Source organism: Acinetobacter sp. PK01, assembly GCF_022819285.1.
Lineage (GTDB): Bacteria > Pseudomonadota > Gammaproteobacteria > Pseudomonadales > Moraxellaceae > Acinetobacter > Acinetobacter tandoii.
Genome location: NZ_CP094643.1, coordinates 2,373,073 through 2,390,206, shown reverse-complemented (window position 1 = coordinate 2,390,206; position 17,134 = coordinate 2,373,073). Strand labels below are relative to the sequence as shown.

At 41.4% G+C, this 17,134-nt stretch carries 14 protein-coding genes, 6 tRNA genes and 3 rRNA genes; 11 read left to right on the top strand and 12 right to left on the bottom strand.

Features of this window, described 5'->3' with window-relative positions; genetic code table 11:
- The first annotated feature begins 61 nt into the window (after positions 1-61).
- The 4 genes from MP622_RS11285 (at position 62) to MP622_RS11270 (ending at position 450) form a co-directional block, all read left to right on the top strand.
- Positions 62-138: transfer RNA gene (locus MP622_RS11285), tRNA-Pro, on the top strand.
- 45 nt (positions 139-183) lie between these two features.
- A tRNA-Arg gene (locus MP622_RS11280) sits at positions 184-260 on the top strand.
- A gap of 33 nt (positions 261-293) precedes the next feature.
- A tRNA-His gene (locus MP622_RS11275) sits at positions 294-369 on the top strand.
- 4 nt (positions 370-373) lie between these two features.
- Positions 374-450, top strand: a tRNA-Pro gene (locus MP622_RS11270).
- A gap of 243 nt (positions 451-693) precedes the next feature.
- Here MP622_RS11270 and MP622_RS11265 read toward each other — a convergent pair.
- The 3 genes from MP622_RS11265 to MP622_RS11255 are packed head-to-tail and all read right to left on the bottom strand — an operon-like array spanning position 694 to position 2,856.
- Positions 694-1,179: an OmpA family protein gene (locus tag MP622_RS11265; RefSeq protein ID WP_044737852.1), complete on the bottom strand. Its 486-nt coding sequence runs from the start codon at positions 1,177-1,179 to the stop codon at positions 694-696.
- Positions 1,180-1,189: 10 nt separating this feature from the next.
- Positions 1,190-2,401, bottom strand: coding sequence for a sensor domain-containing diguanylate cyclase (locus MP622_RS11260; protein ID WP_243791009.1), 1,212 nt, complete (start codon positions 2,399-2,401; stop codon positions 1,190-1,192).
- 2 nt (positions 2,402-2,403) lie between these two features.
- On the bottom strand, positions 2,404-2,856 hold the full coding sequence (locus tag MP622_RS11255) for a YfiR family protein (RefSeq protein WP_052662019.1): 453 nt from the start codon (positions 2,854-2,856) through the stop codon (positions 2,404-2,406).
- Positions 2,857-3,431: 575 nt separating this feature from the next.
- Between MP622_RS11255 and MP622_RS11250 the strand changes: the two genes are divergently transcribed.
- The 5 genes from MP622_RS11250 to rrf all read left to right on the top strand — a co-directional run bounded on the left by MP622_RS11250 (position 3,432) and on the right by rrf (position 8,828).
- A 16S ribosomal RNA gene (locus tag MP622_RS11250) occupies positions 3,432-4,968 on the top strand.
- Between the two features lie 61 nt (positions 4,969-5,029).
- A tRNA-Ile gene (locus MP622_RS11245) sits at positions 5,030-5,106 on the top strand.
- Positions 5,107-5,154: 48 nt separating this feature from the next.
- Positions 5,155-5,230, top strand: a tRNA-Ala gene (locus MP622_RS11240).
- A 384-nt stretch (positions 5,231-5,614) separates the two neighbouring features.
- Positions 5,615-8,506 (top strand): 23S ribosomal RNA (locus MP622_RS11235).
- A 207-nt stretch (positions 8,507-8,713) separates the two neighbouring features.
- Positions 8,714-8,828: ribosomal RNA gene (gene rrf / locus MP622_RS11230) — 5S ribosomal RNA — on the top strand.
- Together the 16S, 23S and 5S rRNA genes with 2 tRNA genes alongside form the textbook arrangement of a ribosomal RNA operon.
- A 162-nt stretch (positions 8,829-8,990) precedes the next feature.
- Here rrf and MP622_RS11225 read toward each other — a convergent pair.
- The 9 genes from MP622_RS11225 to rplM form a co-directional block, all read right to left on the bottom strand.
- Positions 8,991-9,398: a roadblock/LC7 domain-containing protein gene (locus MP622_RS11225; RefSeq protein ID WP_044739232.1), complete on the bottom strand. Its 408-nt coding sequence runs from the start codon at positions 9,396-9,398 to the stop codon at positions 8,991-8,993.
- A gap of 18 nt (positions 9,399-9,416) precedes the next feature.
- A complete protein-coding gene (locus tag MP622_RS11220) occupies positions 9,417-9,965 on the bottom strand; it encodes an ATP/GTP-binding protein (protein WP_243791008.1) in 549 nt (182 codons plus the stop codon).
- Positions 9,966-9,974: 9 nt separating this feature from the next.
- On the bottom strand, positions 9,975-10,940 hold the full coding sequence (locus tag MP622_RS11215) for a hypothetical protein (protein ID WP_243791006.1): 966 nt from the start codon (positions 10,938-10,940) through the stop codon (positions 9,975-9,977).
- Positions 10,941-11,014: 74 nt separating this feature from the next.
- A complete protein-coding gene (locus MP622_RS11210; RefSeq protein ID WP_044739234.1) occupies positions 11,015-11,374 on the bottom strand; it encodes a hypothetical protein in 360 nt (119 codons plus the stop codon).
- Between the two features lie 387 nt (positions 11,375-11,761).
- Entirely contained in the window at positions 11,762-12,418 is a 657-nt protein-coding gene (locus MP622_RS11205) for a hypothetical protein (RefSeq protein WP_243791004.1), read from the bottom strand.
- 16 nt (positions 12,419-12,434) lie between these two features.
- Entirely contained in the window at positions 12,435-12,863 is a 429-nt protein-coding gene (locus MP622_RS11200; RefSeq protein ID WP_016165408.1) for a ClpXP protease specificity-enhancing factor, read from the bottom strand.
- Complete coding sequence (locus tag MP622_RS11195) at positions 12,863-13,534, bottom strand: glutathione S-transferase N-terminal domain-containing protein (protein ID WP_044739236.1); 672 nt, start codon at positions 13,532-13,534, stop codon at positions 12,863-12,865. Before MP622_RS11195 ends, MP622_RS11200 begins: the two co-directional genes overlap by 1 nt.
- Before the next feature lie 536 nt (positions 13,535-14,070).
- Positions 14,071-14,457 carry a 30S ribosomal protein S9 gene (gene rpsI, locus MP622_RS11190; RefSeq protein WP_004695095.1) on the bottom strand — a complete coding sequence of 129 codons (387 nt, stop codon included), beginning with the start codon at positions 14,455-14,457 and terminating at the stop codon, positions 14,071-14,073.
- Positions 14,458-14,469: 12 nt separating this feature from the next.
- Complete coding sequence (gene rplM / locus MP622_RS11185; protein ID WP_004695096.1) at positions 14,470-14,898, bottom strand: 50S ribosomal protein L13; 429 nt, start codon at positions 14,896-14,898, stop codon at positions 14,470-14,472.
- A 423-nt stretch (positions 14,899-15,321) separates the two neighbouring features.
- Between rplM and pdxA the strand changes: the two genes are divergently transcribed.
- Positions 15,322-16,290 (top strand): 4-hydroxythreonine-4-phosphate dehydrogenase PdxA, encoded by a 969-nt coding sequence (gene pdxA / locus MP622_RS11180; protein ID WP_243791002.1) that lies wholly within the window; start codon positions 15,322-15,324, stop codon positions 16,288-16,290.
- 32 nt (positions 16,291-16,322) lie between these two features.
- A complete protein-coding gene (rsmA, locus tag MP622_RS11175) occupies positions 16,323-17,132 on the top strand; it encodes a 16S rRNA (adenine(1518)-N(6)/adenine(1519)-N(6))-dimethyltransferase RsmA (RefSeq protein WP_243791001.1) in 810 nt (269 codons plus the stop codon).
- Positions 17,133-17,134 lie beyond the last annotated feature (2 nt).

Genomic DNA, 17,134 nt, shown 5'->3' with positions numbered 1-17,134 from the left:
GTCGCGCCTAGAATGCACACCGTACCGCACGATGTGCGATACGGTAAAAGCTGAGATGAATCGGAGCATAGCACAGCCTGGTAGTGCACCTGGTTTGGGACCAGGGGGTCGTAGGTTCGAATCCTACTGCTCCGACCAATTCTTCAAGGCAAAGTATCATATGATATTAGTATCATCGGTCATGCGCCTGTAGCTCAGTTGGATAGAGCATCCGCCTTCTAAGCGGATGGTCACAGGTTCGAATCCTGTCAGGCGCGCCATTCGGTGGCTTGATATTGTAGAACTATATAGTGGTGGATGTAGCTCAGTTGGTAGAGCCCTGGATTGTGATTCCAGTTGTCGCGGGTTCGAATCCCGTCATTCACCCCAATTTCGGAGCATAGCACAGCCTGGTAGTGCACCTGGTTTGGGACCAGGGGGTCGTAGGTTCGAATCCTACTGCTCCGACCATTTTAATAAATGGTCGAGATAAAGATGCCGTGTTAAGCGGTTTTTTTATGTCTAAAATTTAATAAAACCCTATTATATCTTTCTAAATCTTCATAATCACAATTGGCAATTAAACTCTCCTTCTTTTTGTCTTTGGTTTTTTAAATCAAAAAAAGTTGTCTAGGCAAGCTGCTAGACAACCTGAAATATGTTGAGCGGTATCGGTTGTTCTATGGTTTTGAATGTAGTTTGGTCGTTTAAGCCTTAAGGGATAATAATAATATTCACACGACGGTTGATCGCTCGATTTTCATCAGAGCTATTTTCTACAAGGGGTTGTGAAGAACCTCGTCCAATGGTGTGAAGATTATTAGGTTGAAAGCCTGTTTGAAGAAAAATTGTAGATACACTGGTCGCACGTTTTTCTGACAAAATTTGATTATAAGTACTGTCACCAATATCATCGGTATGACCAACAATCTTAATTTTATTGAGCTTGTATTTTTGCAACTGTGTTGAAAGGCGCGTAAGTTCGTCAGTTTGCTCAGCTTTAATTTCATAGCTGTCAAAACCAAATAATAAGCGCTCGGGTAAGCGTAAACTCCAGCCTTCATCAGTTAATACGAAGCCCTCTTTTTTGAGCATACGAGCTTGCTTATAGTTTAAATGTCCCCAACTGGCACACGCGCTCAAAACGCTACTGAGCAATAGAATGAGTGCGAGTTTAATAGGATGTGAAAGGGTTATCATTGTAAAGTTCCTAACGTAGAGAGAAGTACCAGCCTTGTTGCAATGTTTTTGCTTTATACATTGCGCTATCGGCGGCAGTGATGAGATCCTCAGGACTATGTGCTTGCTCGGTTGAAGCAATCCCGATAGAGAAGCTGAAATAAATCTGATGTTGATCAAAATGAAGCGGTTGTTCGCAGCATTTCAATAAATTTTCACTAATTTTAGTGAGGTGTTCGGTCTTGGTGACGTTGCGAATGAGGATGGCAAACTCATCTCCACCCAGACGTGCAATAAAATCATCTTGTCTTAAGCTGTTTTGCAATCTTTTAGCCATTTCCTGTAATACTGCATCACCCGCTAAATGGCCATATTGGTCGTTGATTTCTTTAAAGTTGTTATTATCAATAAAAAATAATGCAGAGGTGGTCTTGGGAGATTGTTCAAAGCTGGCCAGAAGTGTTTGATAAAAATAATGACGGTTAGGCAATTGTGTAAGCTGATCATGTAATGCTTGATGAGCCAATACATCATTTTCCGCACGTAGTTTTTGGGTTGATGCTTGAATCTTATCTAACAATTCATTAAATACCTCATTCAGTTGTTGTAGTTCTTTGATATTGGAATGTGGCAAGCGCAGTTGATAGGCTTTAAATTCACTAATTTCGCGTGCAGTAGAAACCAGCGGGTGAATAGAACGCATTAAATATTGGTATGTAGAACGGACAGACCAAAGAAGTGCAAATAAAATTAAAATAATAGCCAGACATAAACCAATTAAAATTTTAAAGAAAAAATCTAACAGACTTTGTGAACTACCATAGACGACAATCGAACCGTAATACTGCTGATTATGTCGAATAGCGATTTGAATCGGTTGCTGAAAAAACAAATGATCTAAAATACTTTGAGTATTCTGGAAGGATTTAGCAACTTGTCGACTGTTTGCAATCTCATGCTTTGAAGGATCAAGGACTAGAATGGAACGAATAGAATATTGCGTGGTGTAATTATTTAAGATTTGTTGAATCGTTATGCGGTCATTAAATACCATAGCAGGCTGTATGCGCTCACTCAATGCCTCAGCAAGAATATTTAAGCTCTGTTTTGCGTAAGTATTCATGGTGTAGGTTGAAATGACAATAAAAATAATCGTGCAAATTGAAAAAGTTAAAGCAAACATTGCGAGCTGCGAACGTTTGAATAAGGATTGTAATGAGGTTATGCGAGAATGTTTAGCCATTTTTATTGCTCCGTCGCTTTCGCAAGCAATAACACGCGTGGATCAACACGTACTTTGGATTGACTCAAACTATCTAAGTTCACTTTAAATGAGGTGCTGTTATTACGTGTATAAAGACAGAAGGCACTTCCAATTTCACAGGCTTGGTTGGTCGAGCTAAAAGAGAGGGGGGGATCCTGTCTTTGACTGTGAATAATTTTTTGCTCTTCCTGAGGGGAAAAAGTAGATAAAAAAATGGCATTACACGAAGATTTATCTAATTCATTTAAACGAATCGATGAAATTTTGTAATGATAACCTTGCAAGCGTAAGGCTTGATTAAATTGCACTGCATAGTTTGGATTATCAATCACACACAAAGCTGGAGTGGGGGTATTCCATTTCGCATAACTTAAGATAGATAACGTGATAATAAACATATTATGTGTAGAAACGGCATATACAGGCTTTGACATCAATACAGTGATGAAAATAAATACATAAACCTTTATTTTAGTGTTAACCATTTCAAGTAATTTGTTTAATAAGTGAAATAAGTTAATGATTGTAGCTAAAAGTAGCCAATAAAAATAGTTCTCATATTTTGGGAGAGTAATGCTGGAAATAGCATTTTATGATTAAAAAAAGAACGCTTGATAATTTAATTTTGAAAATGGTATTGCAACGAGTTGAGAATGCTGTAGAATGCACATCCATCGGCGGTGATGCAGATAAAAACTTGTTGATTAACAAGGATTTAGCTTGGTAGTTAAATTTTTAGATTGATTGAATGAGTTTTAAAAATATCGAAATTACCTGTTGACTTTGATTTAGATTAGAGTAACATAGCCGACCTAGCTTGATGATGACGAATCATCGAGAAGATCATTAAGAGATTATGAAGAACAACTTGTGTGGATTTTTACTGATTGATTGATCGAAATTATTTTCATTGATTGATGGTAGAAATTACTCGAAGTTTATTTGAGAAATTAATGTCAGAAAATTGATGAGCCAGATTTGGTGTTTAGAATAAAGCACTATTGATTTTAAACTGAAGAGTTTGATCATGGCTCAGATTGAACGCTGGCGGCAGGCTTAACACATGCAAGTCGAGCGGAGCGAGGGTGCTTGCACCTTAGCTTAGCGGCGGACGGGTGAGTAATGCTTAGGAATCTGCCTATTAGTGGGGGACAACATTCCGAAAGGAATGCTAATACCGCATACGCCCTACGGGGGAAAGCAGGGGATCTTCGGACCTTGCGCTAATAGATGAGCCTAAGTCGGATTAGCTAGTTGGTGGGGTAAAGGCCTACCAAGGCGACGATCTGTAGCGGGTCTGAGAGGATGATCCGCCACACTGGGACTGAGACACGGCCCAGACTCCTACGGGAGGCAGCAGTGGGGAATATTGGACAATGGGCGGAAGCCTGATCCAGCCATGCCGCGTGTGTGAAGAAGGCCTTTTGGTTGTAAAGCACTTTAAGCGAGGAGGAGGCTCTTAAGGTTAATACCCTTGATGAGTGGACGTTACTCGCAGAATAAGCACCGGCTAACTCTGTGCCAGCAGCCGCGGTAATACAGAGGGTGCGAGCGTTAATCGGATTTACTGGGCGTAAAGCGTGCGTAGGCGGCTGATTAAGTCGGATGTGAAATCCCTGAGCTTAACTTAGGAATTGCATTCGATACTGGTCAGCTAGAGTATGGGAGAGGATGGTAGAATTCCAGGTGTAGCGGTGAAATGCGTAGAGATCTGGAGGAATACCGATGGCGAAGGCAGCCATCTGGCCTAATACTGACGCTGAGGTACGAAAGCATGGGGAGCAAACAGGATTAGATACCCTGGTAGTCCATGCCGTAAACGATGTCTACTAGCCGTTGGGGCCTTTGAGGCTTTAGTGGCGCAGCTAACGCGATAAGTAGACCGCCTGGGGAGTACGGTCGCAAGACTAAAACTCAAATGAATTGACGGGGGCCCGCACAAGCGGTGGAGCATGTGGTTTAATTCGATGCAACGCGAAGAACCTTACCTGGTCTTGACATAGTAAGAACTTTCCAGAGATGGATTGGTGCCTTCGGGAACTTACATACAGGTGCTGCATGGCTGTCGTCAGCTCGTGTCGTGAGATGTTGGGTTAAGTCCCGCAACGAGCGCAACCCTTTTCCTTATTTGCCAGCACTTCGGGTGGGAACTTTAAGGATACTGCCAGTGACAAACTGGAGGAAGGCGGGGACGACGTCAAGTCATCATGGCCCTTACGACCAGGGCTACACACGTGCTACAATGGTCGGTACAAAGGGTTGCTACCTAGCGATAGGATGCTAATCTCAAAAAGCCGATCGTAGTCCGGATTGGAGTCTGCAACTCGACTCCATGAAGTCGGAATCGCTAGTAATCGCGGATCAGAATGCCGCGGTGAATACGTTCCCGGGCCTTGTACACACCGCCCGTCACACCATGGGAGTTTGTTGCACCAGAAGTAGCTAGCCTAACTGCAAAGAGGGCGGTTACCACGGTGTGGCCGATGACTGGGGTGAAGTCGTAACAAGGTAGCCGTAGGGGAACCTGCGGCTGGATCACCTCCTTAACGAAAGATTGACGATTGGTAAGAATCCACAACAAGTTGTTCTTCATGACGATGTATCTGAGGGTCTGTAGCTCAGTTGGTTAGAGCACACGCTTGATAAGCGTGGGGTCACAAGTTCAAGTCTTGTCAGACCCACCACTACTGACGAAGTACGGAAGATCAGAAACATTGACTTATTGATAAGCTGGGGACTTAGCTTAGTTGGTAGAGCGCCTGCTTTGCACGCAGGAGGTCAGGAGTTCGACTCTCCTAGTCTCCACCATCACATTGCATTGCAATGAGCTAAGAAACAAGCAAACGAAGTATTAGATTATAGAAATTAATAAGAAGTTAGCGTAATATGCGCGTCTTGTTAACTTCTGTGATTTATCACAGTTTACTGCAAGCTGACGAGGCTGTAGTTAATCATTAACAGATTAGAAAATTGAGTCTGAAATAAATTGTTCACTCAATGACGAAGAAAGAAGAAGTAATTCTTTGATCTAAGTTGATTGAGAACTAGCAAAAACACTGAATCAAGCGTTTTGGTATATGAATTTAGATTGAAGCTGTACAGTGCTTAAGTGCACAGACAACAAATCAGTAGCAATTAAGTTTGCAACGATAACACTCACTTGTATGTGTTAGCGACTGTTTGGGGTTGTATAGTCAAGTAATTAAGTGCATGTGGTGGATGCCTTGGCAGTCAGAGGCGATGAAAGACGTAATAGCCTGCGATAAGCTCCGGGGAGGCGGCAAATATCCTTTGATCCGGAGATTTCTGAATGGGGGAACCCACCTACTATAAGGTAGGTATTGCAACATGAATACATAGTGTTGCAAGGCGAACGAGGGGAAGTGAAACATCTCAGTACCCTTAGGAAAAGAAATCAATTGAGATTCCCTCAGTAGCGGCGAGCGAACGGGGAAAAGCCCATTAAGTCATGTAAGTTTTAGTGGAATGCTCTGGGAAGTGCAACCATAGTGGGTGATAGTCCTGTACACGAAAGGGCTTACATGATGATGTCGAGTAGGGCGAGGCACGTGAAACCTTGTCTGAATATGGGGGGACCATCCTCCAAGGCTAAATACTCCTGACTGACCGATAGTGAACCAGTACCGTGAGGGAAAGGCGAAAAGAACCCCTGTGAGGGGAGTGAAATAGATCCTGAAACCGCATGCATACAAGCAGTGGGAGCCGACTTGTTCGGTGACTGCGTACCTTTTGTATAATGGGTCAGCGACTTACATTCAGTAGCAAGGTTAACCGTATAGGGGAGCCGTAGAGAAATCGAGTCTTAATAGGGCGTTTAGTTGCTGGGTGTAGACCCGAAACCAGGCGATCTATCCATGAGCAGGTTGAAGGTTGGGTAACACTAACTGGAGGACCGAACCCACTGTCGTTGAAAAGCCAGGGGATGACTTGTGGATAGGGGTGAAAGGCTAATCAAGCCTGGTGATAGCTGGTTCTCCCCGAAAGCTATTTAGGTAGCGCCTCGGACGAATACCATAGGGGGTAGAGCACTGTTTCGGCTAGGGGGTCATCCCGACTTACCAAACCGATGCAAACTCCGAATACCTATGAGTACTATCCGGGAGACAGACTGCGGGTGCTAACGTCCGTAGTCAAGAGGAAAACAATCCAGACCGCCAGCTAAGGCCCCAAAATCATAGTTAAGTGGGAAACGATGTGGGAAGGCATAGACAGCTAGGAGGTTGGCTTAGAAGCAGCCACCCTTTAAAGAAAGCGTAATAGCTCACTAGTCGAGTCGGCCTGCGCGGAAGATGTAACGGGGCTAAAACTATGTGCCGAAGCTGCGGATTTGACATTAGTCAAGTGGTAGGGGAGCGTTCTGTAAGCCGATGAAGGTGTATTGAGAAGTATGCTGGAGGTATCAGAAGTGCGAATGCTGACGTGAGTAACGACAAAACGGGTGAAAAACCCGTTCGCTGAAAGACCAAGGGTTCCAGTCCAACGTTAATCGGGGCTGGGTGAGTCGACCCCTAAGGCGAGGCCGAGAGGCGTAGTCGATGGGAAATTGGTTAATATTCCAATACTTCTGTGTAATGCGATGAGAGGACGGAGAAGGTTAAGTCAGCCTGGCGTTGGTTGTCCAGGTGGAAGGTTGTAGGCATGTATCTTAGGCAAATCCGGGGTACTCTATGCTGAGAACTGATAGCAAGCTGTACTTGTACAGTGAAGTGGCTGATACCATGCTTCCAGGAAAAGTCTCTAAGCTTCAGTTACACAGGAATCGTACCCGAAACCGACACAGGTGGTCAGGTCGAGTAGACCAAAGCGCTTGAGAGAACTCTGCTGAAGGAACTAGGCAAAATGGTACCGTAACTTCGGGAGAAGGTACGCTGCTGACGGTGATGGGACTTGCTCCCTGAGCTATTGGCAGCCACAGAAACCAGGCCGCTGCAACTGTTTATTAAAAACATAGCACTCTGCAAACACGAAAGTGGACGTATAGGGTGTGATGCCTGCCCGGTGCTGGAAGGTTAATTGATGGGGTTAGCGTAAGCGAAGCTCTTGATCGAAGCCCCAGTAAACGGCGGCCGTAACTATAACGGTCCTAAGGTAGCGAAATTCCTTGTCGGGTAAGTTCCGACCTGCACGAATGGCATAATGATGGCGGCGCTGTCTCCAGCAGAGGCTCAGTGAAATCGAAATCGCTGTGAAGATGCAGTGTACCCGCGGCTAGACGGAAAGACCCCGTGAACCTTTACTGCAGCTTGACATTGAACTTTGACCTTACTTGTGTAGGATAGGTGGGAGGCTTTGAAGTTGGAACGCCAGTTCCAATGGAGCCGTCCTTGAAATACCACCCTGGTAATGTTGAGGTTCTAACTCTGTCCCGTTATCCGGGACGAGGACCATGTCTGGTGGGTAGTTTGACTGGGGCGGTCTCCTCCTAAAGAGTAACGGAGGAGTACGAAGGTGCGCTCAGCGTGGTCGGAAATCACGCGTAGAGTATAAAGGCAAAAGCGCGCTTAACTGCGAGACCCACAAGTCGAGCAGGTACGAAAGTAGGTCTTAGTGATCCGGTGGTTCTGTATGGAAGGGCCATCGCTCAACGGATAAAAGGTACTCTGGGGATAACAGGCTGATACCGCCCAAGAGTTCATATCGACGGCGGTGTTTGGCACCTCGATGTCGGCTCATCTCATCCTGGGGCTGAAGCAGGTCCCAAGGGTATGGCTGTTCGCCATTTAAAGAGGTACGCGAGCTGGGTTTAGAACGTCGTGAGACAGTTCGGTCCCTATCTACCGTGGGCGCTGGAAATTTGAGAGGATCTGCTCCTAGTACGAGAGGACCAGAGTGGACGAACCTCTGGTGTACCGGTTGTGACGCCAGTCGCATCGCCGGGTAGCTATGTTCGGAAGGGATAACCGCTGAAAGCATCTAAGCGGGAAGCCTACCTCAAGATAAGATTTCCCTAGGACTTTATGTCCTCTAAAGAGCCGTTGAAGACTACGACGTTGATAGGTTGGATGTGGAAGCATAGTGATATGTGAAGCTGACCAATACTAATTGCTCGTGAGGCTTGACTATACAACACCCAAGCAGTTGTATTTAAAGCTTATAATCGATTCATAAAAGATCAGTTAACCCTGATCTGAAACAAAAAACTTGATTTAGTGAAAGCTAGAACATAAAATTCGACTCAGTTAACTAATCCGTTAATAACTCATTTGGAAAAAACCTTGGCACATACAGAAATGTAAACTTAAGACCAAGCAAGTATCCATAAACAGTTGTGCTGGCGACAATAGCAAGAGTGAACCACCTGATCCCTTCCCGAACTCAGAAGTGAAACCTCTTAGCGCTGATGGTAGTGTGGGGTTACCCATGTGAGAGTAAGTCATCGCCAGCTCATTAATTCAAACACCCCCTTCTAATAAGAAGGGGGTGTTTTTTTATATGGAAAATAATGAATGATAACTAGTTTAAAAAGTACATTCAAAATAGCTCAAGATTAGTATAGATAACCTTAAAGTCGCTGTTTCTAACTCTAAGGCTATTTCTTAATTAAGGATTAAAAGTCTGAAATACGATTACTGGCGGTTTTTAATGTATAAAGGAGCTGTCCTAATAGTACGTCTTTTTCAGTCAAAGTCACAATAATCATTGGATGCTTGGTTGACGGAATAGAAGTAAGAATAGCTTTGCCATTCTCCGCATCTAAAGTAATGGATTGGCAGCCTTCCAAATGAATTTCATTCATAAATGCTGCAACCATAGCAAGTATAGAGCTGCTCACGGCTGCTAGTTTAGTGCTATTGTAACTATCTTTTTTATGGACATGTGCGAGTTCAAAGCCATCAGTACTACAAAGCATCACATAATTGACGCCCCGAACATTCATCATTAAGTCGTAAATTTCATCTTTGGCAAATTGAATCAACTCTTTAGGTGCTGTACGGCTTTGTTCTAGAGTAAACATATCAAACCTCTATTCAAATTAATTGGCGATATTGGAGTTAATTTCAATGGATGTGATTAACGCCTCTAATAATAACAGTACATCGTCTTTCTTACGTGCATCAATAAAATATAGTGGCGAAAACAAGTCATTTTCTAATAGCCAGTCTTTATAAATCCCTGTGGATTTTGAGTTTTCGGTGATGAGATCGGTGTGGGTAATACCAATTGCAATGTTGTCAGTGAAGTGTTGGAAAGTTTCTAGGTAGCTTTCGAGTTCTTGAATAGAATTATCAGAATGATGGTCGATCAAAATCACTGCACCGATTGCCCCTTTGGTTATCGCGGACCAGATAAAGTCAAAACGACTCTGACCTGGTGTCCCATAGAGTCCTATGGTAACGTTATCTTCTAGGGTGATTTCCCCGTAATCAATACCCACCGTAGTTTCCATTTTACTATGTCGTTGAGCATCTGTATTAAAAGCCTCAGTCTGTAACACTGGAATTTCTGATAATGATTTAATCGCTTCAGTTTTGCCAGCTCCCATACCACCTGCAAAAACAATTTTGAACCGTTGTAAGATCATAATATTGTCCTATATCCCCAATTTTTTTCTTAATTTTCCAAAGAAACCTTTAATAAATCCTGTATCTTCGGATACTGGTGGGGCTTCTGGCGGATTAAAATGTTTATCCCAAATGTTGATTCTGGAAAGATTATTTATTGCAATATTGGCAGCTATGAATCTCTGCACTGTTTCTAAGGGAATATTCAATTGATTTGCAATTTTTGAAACTTTCCCTCCTTGAATAAAACAGCTAGAGAGCTGGAATACCACTTTCCGATCTAGATTTTGAGAAGGTTTTGGCCACATATGAATCTTGAAATGACCATCTTCAGGTGCAATTTCTTTTAAAAATAAAGGGGAATCCCAAAAAAATTGCCACAACCAGTCATTTAAAAGATAAGTTTGTTTTCTTGAAACTTTCATAAAGTTACTGGTGCTGGCAATGTCATAGCCAAAACCTGAATCTGTAAAAGCTTGTTCTCTTTCAGTATTGAGCCAAGCAATATTTTTCTGGACATCGATAATTGCAATTGTGCCTAAAGTATCAAAAAGATGGAGTTTTGAGTTACGTTCTTTGTCGAGCATCTTACTGAAATATTCAAGTTTATAAGGAGTTTTCTTAGGATTAACTTCAAAAATATGATCGTGTGGGTTATCGAGTGTTGTTTTGAGTAGATGTTGTAAAATCCAGTCAGAAAAATTCTGTGGATTAACAATGGGTAGAGATAAGGTATTTTCCTGAAGGATATTCTCATTGTTATTATTCTTGGTAATTTTTAACCAAGGAAAATTACGGCTTTGAATTATTTTTTGAATACCGTCAGTTTCATAAAAATTTTCATGTATAAATAAGCAATCGATAGTAGGGTCTGCAGCTGTACTCCATTTAATTTTATATTCTTGTGGAATGAGATTACGTAGCTGGGTTTTTAGTTCTTCTGAATGATGAATACTTAAACCAGTTATCGCAATATTAAGATATTGCTCTGTCATACTATCTCTACACATCTAATAAGTTGAAACGGTAATCCCCCTTTTTGGACAATTAAAAAAGGGGGGATGATGAATCATGAGAAATCTAAACCTTTCTCATAACTTTTAAGTTCATGACGTGCCATTGCAAGGTTTGCTTTGGAACGCTCTAACACAAGGTATAAAAAGAGTTTTTCATTACCTTCTAATGGACGAATCAGGTGATATTGTTTACCGAGGGTGATCAATATATCTTCAATTGAGTCATTCAAATTTAGTGCATTTGCAACACGACGTTTTGAACGTACAACTTCGGTATTTCCTGCTGCTGCTAACTCAAGATCAATGTCACCACCGCCTTGTGTTGCTAAAGCCAAACCGCTTTCCCCATCGACTAAGGCAGCGGCATGGAAACCATCAATTTCTGATAATACTTCTAATGATACTCTAGCCATATTGATTCTCTTATGTTTTTTTGGATTTTTGGGACTGATTTAACTTGGTATCAAATCCATTTGATTATATGAATGGCACTAAAATATTATCAACAGAAATTATTTTTCCCAAAAAGGGCATGTGACAATTTTGGTAAATATCCGATTATTACGCTCGGCTTAAATGTGATTTATTTCTCAGAATCCAAGTGGGAATATGAATAACCATATATATTTGATTGTCATAATATGACTACAATAGAAGTGTAACAATGTGTAAATTTTACCAAGCAATTAAATATACAAACGGAAGCTAATTAGATAAATTGATGAATAATTCAGTCTAAATTATTATTTTTATAAAAAAGAGAGTGCCGTGATGATGTGACCACACTCTCTTGTCATATCTTATGCAAACATTTGAGTTGCAGCAGAATAAAGTATCCATAAAATGGCTAAAGCGACAACGGGTTCTAAAATTTTAGCCCAAGTAGGAACTACAGTTTTTTCAACTTCAGCCACTTGTTCATGATGCTCTGCAATATTGCTCTGATGAACCATTTGATTAAACTCCTTCATAGTATCCTCTAATGATAGCTCTTCTTCGGGTATCGGTTTAGATCCTTTGAGTTCTATTAGCTCACTTGTTGACCAAATCCAGTCGGCTGCTTGCCCAGATAAATGTTCGACTTGTCCTGTAATTAGTTCACGTAAGCCTTTAATGCCATAATGACCAGTATCATCTAATTGTTTTAATTCGGCTAACTGTAAAGACAAAACTTCAGTAATCGTATGTTCAAATTCAGCTTTCTCTAAAGTGGAGTGATTCTGATCCGAAGTGGTGAGATGTCGTGCAACATCGATAATATACAGTTGTTCTTGCGATTGAATTTCTTGATAGAGTTTATTTTCGTCTTTACGCCATAAGGTAATTAGTTTGGCAAGACTGAGCGTATTGATTTCTGCTAGATGTGCTTTACGCTCACTAGGCTGATATTGATTCAGAAGCTCTGGCTTTTGAATGTGAATTTGCTCTGCAAAATATTGTACTAAGTCAAAAGCCATATTACTTCCTCTTGTTTTAATCTAATAACCTCAAGCTTGGCTTTTTCTTGGGTTGTTCTTGGTTTTGTTCAGGTTCTGATTTTAAATCATCTTGCTGAATTTTAACATTTTCATATTCATTTGGATCAAAAAATAAGCCTTGCCCATTTTCACGCGCATAGATACCTAATACTGCATATAGTGGCACATAAATATCACGAGATACACCACCAAAACGTGCAGAGAAAGTAATAGCATCGTTACTCATATGTAGTTGGTGTACTGCATGCGGTACGATGTTGAGGACGATTTGCCCATCTTGAATGAATTGTTCAGGGACCATAGTATTTGGTTGTGTAGCATCGACCAATAAGTATGGTGTTAGATTGTTATCACAAATCCATTCATAAATAGCGCGAGCCAAATACGGACGGGTAGGAGATAAGTTAGTTTCCTGTTCAGACATTATGGTTTACTCGGTGGAGAAGATAAAAACTTGCCATAACGATTTTTTTCCTGCAATGTCAAAGATTTGATGAATGCAGGGCGTTGGAAAATGCGTTGGCAGTATAAAAGAATTGGGCGACACAATTTGTGCGGTAACTCTATTCCCATAGAATCTAAGCGTAAGAAAATGGGTGCTAACATACAATCTAAAATTGTAAAGTTATCCGACATAAAATATGGATAATGTTGGAACAATGGTGTTAGAGAAATCAGCGTATCTCTCAATCGCTTCTGTGCTTTAGCACTATCATTTTTATTGAGGCTGTCCGGATGACGAAGCATAATATCCGCTAACTTCAACCAATCTTGCTCAAAACGCCAAATATATTGACGCTGTTCAGCACGTGGAGCTGGTGCATCAGCGTACAACTTATTTTGACGATAACGGTCATCTAAATATTCGGAAATGATGTTGGTATTAAATAATTTAAGATCATTTTCAATTAACATTGGAAGTTGGTGATAAGGATTTAGACTTGCGAGGTCTTCATCATCGTAATCTAACAAGATGAGATTAAATTTAATTTGTTTTTCGGCAAGCACATAACGAATCCAATGCGAGCGAAAATCATCAGCATGACTGTAAAGTGTAATCCCCTGAATGGGAGTCGCAGGATTTTCTAAAGACATAAGTCCAAAAAATTTTGATTGATCATATAGAATACTAAAATTAGCGTTAGAAAGCACGTCAAGCTGAATAATATGCTGCTAAAGGATAGATTTATTTTCTAATCAACTTGAAGATAGAAAAACACATGAAATACTCTCATCTCACAATTGTGTTTGGGGCATTTAGTAGGGAATGTAGATTCGATTTCTATTTTTAAAAAAGATGCTAACTGAATTCACTAATGAGATAGTCGATTATACAAGGAAAGATGACTACTCTGACTGGTCATTTTGAGTTTGTGGTGTTAGTGGATTAAACCATACTATGTCATCAAAAGATGTGTAGTGACTATTTAAAATGATGGACTGATATAAATGCTGGATTAAAAGGTAAGGGAAGGTGTAATGCCCTCATTCATAAAAATCATCAATTTACTGAAATCATGAAGTTGATAGGTAGCGATGTAGTGAGGGGATTATTCTAAATAGTTGTAACTTTGCTTAAAATAAAAAACCTCGGAAAATCCGAGGTTTTTTGGTCCGATTCGGTAAACGAATTAACGTTTAGAGAATTGAGGACGTTTACGAGCTTTACGTAAACCAAGTTTCTTACGTTCAACTTCACGAGCATCACGAGTAACGAAACCAGCTTGACGAAGAGCAGGTTTTAAAGTTTCGTCAGAAGCGATCAATGCACGAGTAATACCGTGACGGATAGCGCCAGCTTGACCACCGATACCACCACCAGCAACAGTGATGTAAAGGTCATACTTTTCAGTAACTTCAAGAAGTTCTAAAGGTTGACGAACAACCATACGAGCAGTTTCACGACCGAAGTATTGCTCAAGAGTACGGTTGTTAATTACGAGTTTGCCTGTACCAGCTGACAAGAAAACACGTGCAGTTGCGGTCTTACGGCGACCTGTACCATAATTAGTAGCCATGTGCTGTATCCCTTAGATGTCCAAAACTTGTGGCTGTTGAGCAGCATGTGGATGCTCTGTACCTGCATACACTTTCATTTTCTTGATCATTGCGTAACCAAGAGGACCTTTTGGTAACATACCTTTAACAGCTTTTTCTAAAACTGCTTCAGGTTTGTGAGCGATTAACTTTTCAAAGTTAGTCTCACGGATACCACCAGGGAAGCCAGTGTGGCGATAGTATTTTTTATCAAGTGCTTTTTTACCAGTCACTTGAATTTCTTCAGCATTGATTACAACGATATAGTCGCCAGTGTCAACGTGAGGAGTATAAGAAGTCTTGTGTTTACCACGTAGACGACGAGCGATTTCAGTCGCAAGGCGACCTAAAGTTTTGCCAGAAGCATCAACAACGTACCAGTCGTGTTGAACTTCAGCAGGCTTAGCGCTGAGAGTTTTCATTAAACCACTACCTATTATAGTTGGTTTGGACTATGGAATCTGTCCAAACAAAAGGAGACGCGATTCTAAACGAATACGTTAAGAATCACAAATGAAAATATAAAATTTCAAGAGCCGTATTCTAAGGCATTTCCCTATATAAAGGAAGAGATCAAAGTTTATTCTTTTATAAAAAAATAAATAAGCGGATGGAGTGTCTGTAGAGATTCGGATATTTAGAAGAACAAAAAAATAGTGAAATAGTTTTCCATTATTTATTAATGGGTTTTATAGTTCAAACGAATCCTGTAACAAGGTTTTCAGCCAATTACTAAACGGATGATTAGAATTGGAATAGACAAGTTTCAGCGATAGGCTTTGTTATTCCTCTATCTCGAAATAGACGTTGTATAATGAGTGACGTGCATTTTCTTTGAGTTCAGTATGCTTCCTTTGTATATCACTAGTGGTGAACCTGCTGGAATTGGTCCAGATATTTGCTTGAGCCTCGCAGGGCGTATAGATGAGCGTCCGCTTGTGGTCCTTGGTGATCTCAATTTATTGCGTGCACGTGCAGAATGCTTAGGTCTTGCTATTGAGCTGATTGAGTATTCTGGTCAAGAAAATTCATCGCGTCTCGGTCAGCTTTATGTGGAGCATGTCGCTTTAAGCCAACCTGTAGTTTTGGGTGAGCTCAATCCTCAAAATTCAGCTTATGTTTTAGAGCAACTTCGTCGCTCAGCAGAGTATGCAATGTCTGGGAAAAGCGTCGGGGTAGCGACTGCACCTGTTCAAAAATCGGTGATTAATGAGGCAGGAATTCATTTCAGTGGACATACCGAATATTACCAAGAGTTTGCTGGCGTTGATCGTGTGGTGATGATGCTTGCAACCAAAACTTTGCGTGTCGCGCTTGCCACAACCCATTTACCCTTAAGAGCTGTCCCTGATGCGATTACCAAAGAACGATTATATCAAGTCATTGATATCTTAATTCACGATTTAAAAAGCAAATTCAAAAAAGAGCATCCCCACATTTTAGTGTGCGGCTTAAATCCGCATGCAGGGGAGAACGGTTATTTAGGTATGGAAGAAATTGAGGTGATTAATCCTGTGCTGGAAAGCTATCGTGCTCAAGGCATCAATATGAGCCTGAGTTTGCCTGCTGACACTTTATTTACCCCTGAAAATTTAAAAGATGCCGATGCCGTTTTGGCGATGTATCACGATCAGGGCTTACCTGTGTTAAAATCGCAGGGGTTTGGTGAAGCCATTAATATTACTTTGGGCTTACCCTTTATTCGTACCTCAGTCGATCATGGCACAGCTCTCTCCCTCGCAGGCACAGGTCTTGCGAAAAGCTCAAGCTTACAGGTCGCTGTTGATTTAGCATTAGAATTAGCTCGTCACTAATGTTTAGTGATTAACTCACGTTGGAAAAATTTATGTATCAAATTAATGCCTTAAACCCGAAAGATGAAGGGCACCATACGCGTAAGCGTTTTGGGCAAAACTTCTTACATGACCAACGTGTGATTGCCAAGATTGTACGTTCAGTTGCACCCCGCTCTGGTGATAACATTGTAGAAATTGGGCCCGGTTTGGCAGCATTAACCTCTCCGTTGATTGGCGAGTGTGACGCACTCACGGTTGTTGAGTTAGACCGAGATTTGGCGGCAGGTTTACCGGGGCGTGTGCCACATCCTGAACGTTTAACCATTATTGAAACTGATGCATTGAAATACGATTTCACCAACTTATTTCAAGAGGGTCGTCCTTTACGTGTTGTAGGTAATTTGCCGTATAACATTTCGACTCCACTTTTGTTCCACCTCTTAGAATTTGGTGACAAAGTCAAAGACATGCATTTTATGCTACAAAAAGAAGTAGTTGACCGTATCACGGCTGCTCCAAATAGCAAAGAGTATGGCCGTTTGTCGGTGATGATTCAGTACTTCTGCAAACCAACCTTCTTGTTTGAAGTACCACCAGGTTCATTTAACCCGCCACCTAAAGTAACCTCTGCGGTATTTCGTTTAGAACCATATGCAGTAAAGCCGATTATTGCTAAAGATGAAAAGGCACTGGCACGTTTGGTATCGCATGTTTTTACTCAGCGTCGTAAAACTTTACGTAATAGCTTAAAAGGCATGTTACGTGAGGATGGTTTTGAGCAAGCAAGTGTTGATCCAATGGCACGTCCTGAAACATTAAGCTTGGCTCAATTCGTGGCTCTAGCAGATCAAATGGTGTAATT

Excerpts from the sequence above, each read along its gene's own strand:
- MP622_RS11200 (WP_016165408.1), bottom strand. The coding sequence starts at position 12,863 with ATGTCTGAACAGGAAACTAACTTATCTCCTACCCGTCCGTATTTGGCT.
- MP622_RS11205 (WP_243791004.1), bottom strand. The coding sequence starts at position 12,418 with ATGGCTTTTGACTTAGTACAATATTTTGCAGAGCAAATTCACATTCAA.
- rplM (WP_004695096.1), bottom strand. The coding sequence starts at position 14,898 with ATGAAAACTCTCAGCGCTAAGCCTGCTGAAGTTCAACACGACTGGTAC.
- MP622_RS11195 (WP_044739236.1), bottom strand. The coding sequence starts at position 13,534 with ATGTCTTTAGAAAATCCTGCGACTCCCATTCAGGGGATTACACTTTAC.
- MP622_RS11220 (WP_243791008.1), bottom strand. The coding sequence starts at position 9,965 with ATGATCTTACAACGGTTCAAAATTGTTTTTGCAGGTGGTATGGGAGCT.
- pdxA (WP_243791002.1), top strand. The coding sequence starts at position 15,322 with ATGCTTCCTTTGTATATCACTAGTGGTGAACCTGCTGGAATTGGTCCA.
- MP622_RS11265 (WP_044737852.1), bottom strand. The coding sequence starts at position 1,179 with ATGATAACCCTTTCACATCCTATTAAACTCGCACTCATTCTATTGCTC.
- MP622_RS11225 (WP_044739232.1), bottom strand. The coding sequence starts at position 9,398 with ATGTTTACTCTAGAACAAAGCCGTACAGCACCTAAAGAGTTGATTCAA.
- rsmA (WP_243791001.1), top strand. The coding sequence starts at position 16,323 with ATGTATCAAATTAATGCCTTAAACCCGAAAGATGAAGGGCACCATACG.
- MP622_RS11210 (WP_044739234.1), bottom strand. The coding sequence starts at position 11,374 with ATGGCTAGAGTATCATTAGAAGTATTATCAGAAATTGATGGTTTCCAT.
- MP622_RS11260 (WP_243791009.1), bottom strand. The coding sequence starts at position 2,401 with ATGGCTAAACATTCTCGCATAACCTCATTACAATCCTTATTCAAACGT.
- rpsI (WP_004695095.1), bottom strand. The coding sequence starts at position 14,457 with ATGGCTACTAATTATGGTACAGGTCGCCGTAAGACCGCAACTGCACGT.
- MP622_RS11255 (WP_052662019.1), bottom strand. The coding sequence starts at position 2,856 with ATGTCAAAGCCTGTATATGCCGTTTCTACACATAATATGTTTATTATC.
- MP622_RS11215 (WP_243791006.1), bottom strand. The coding sequence starts at position 10,940 with ATGACAGAGCAATATCTTAATATTGCGATAACTGGTTTAAGTATTCAT.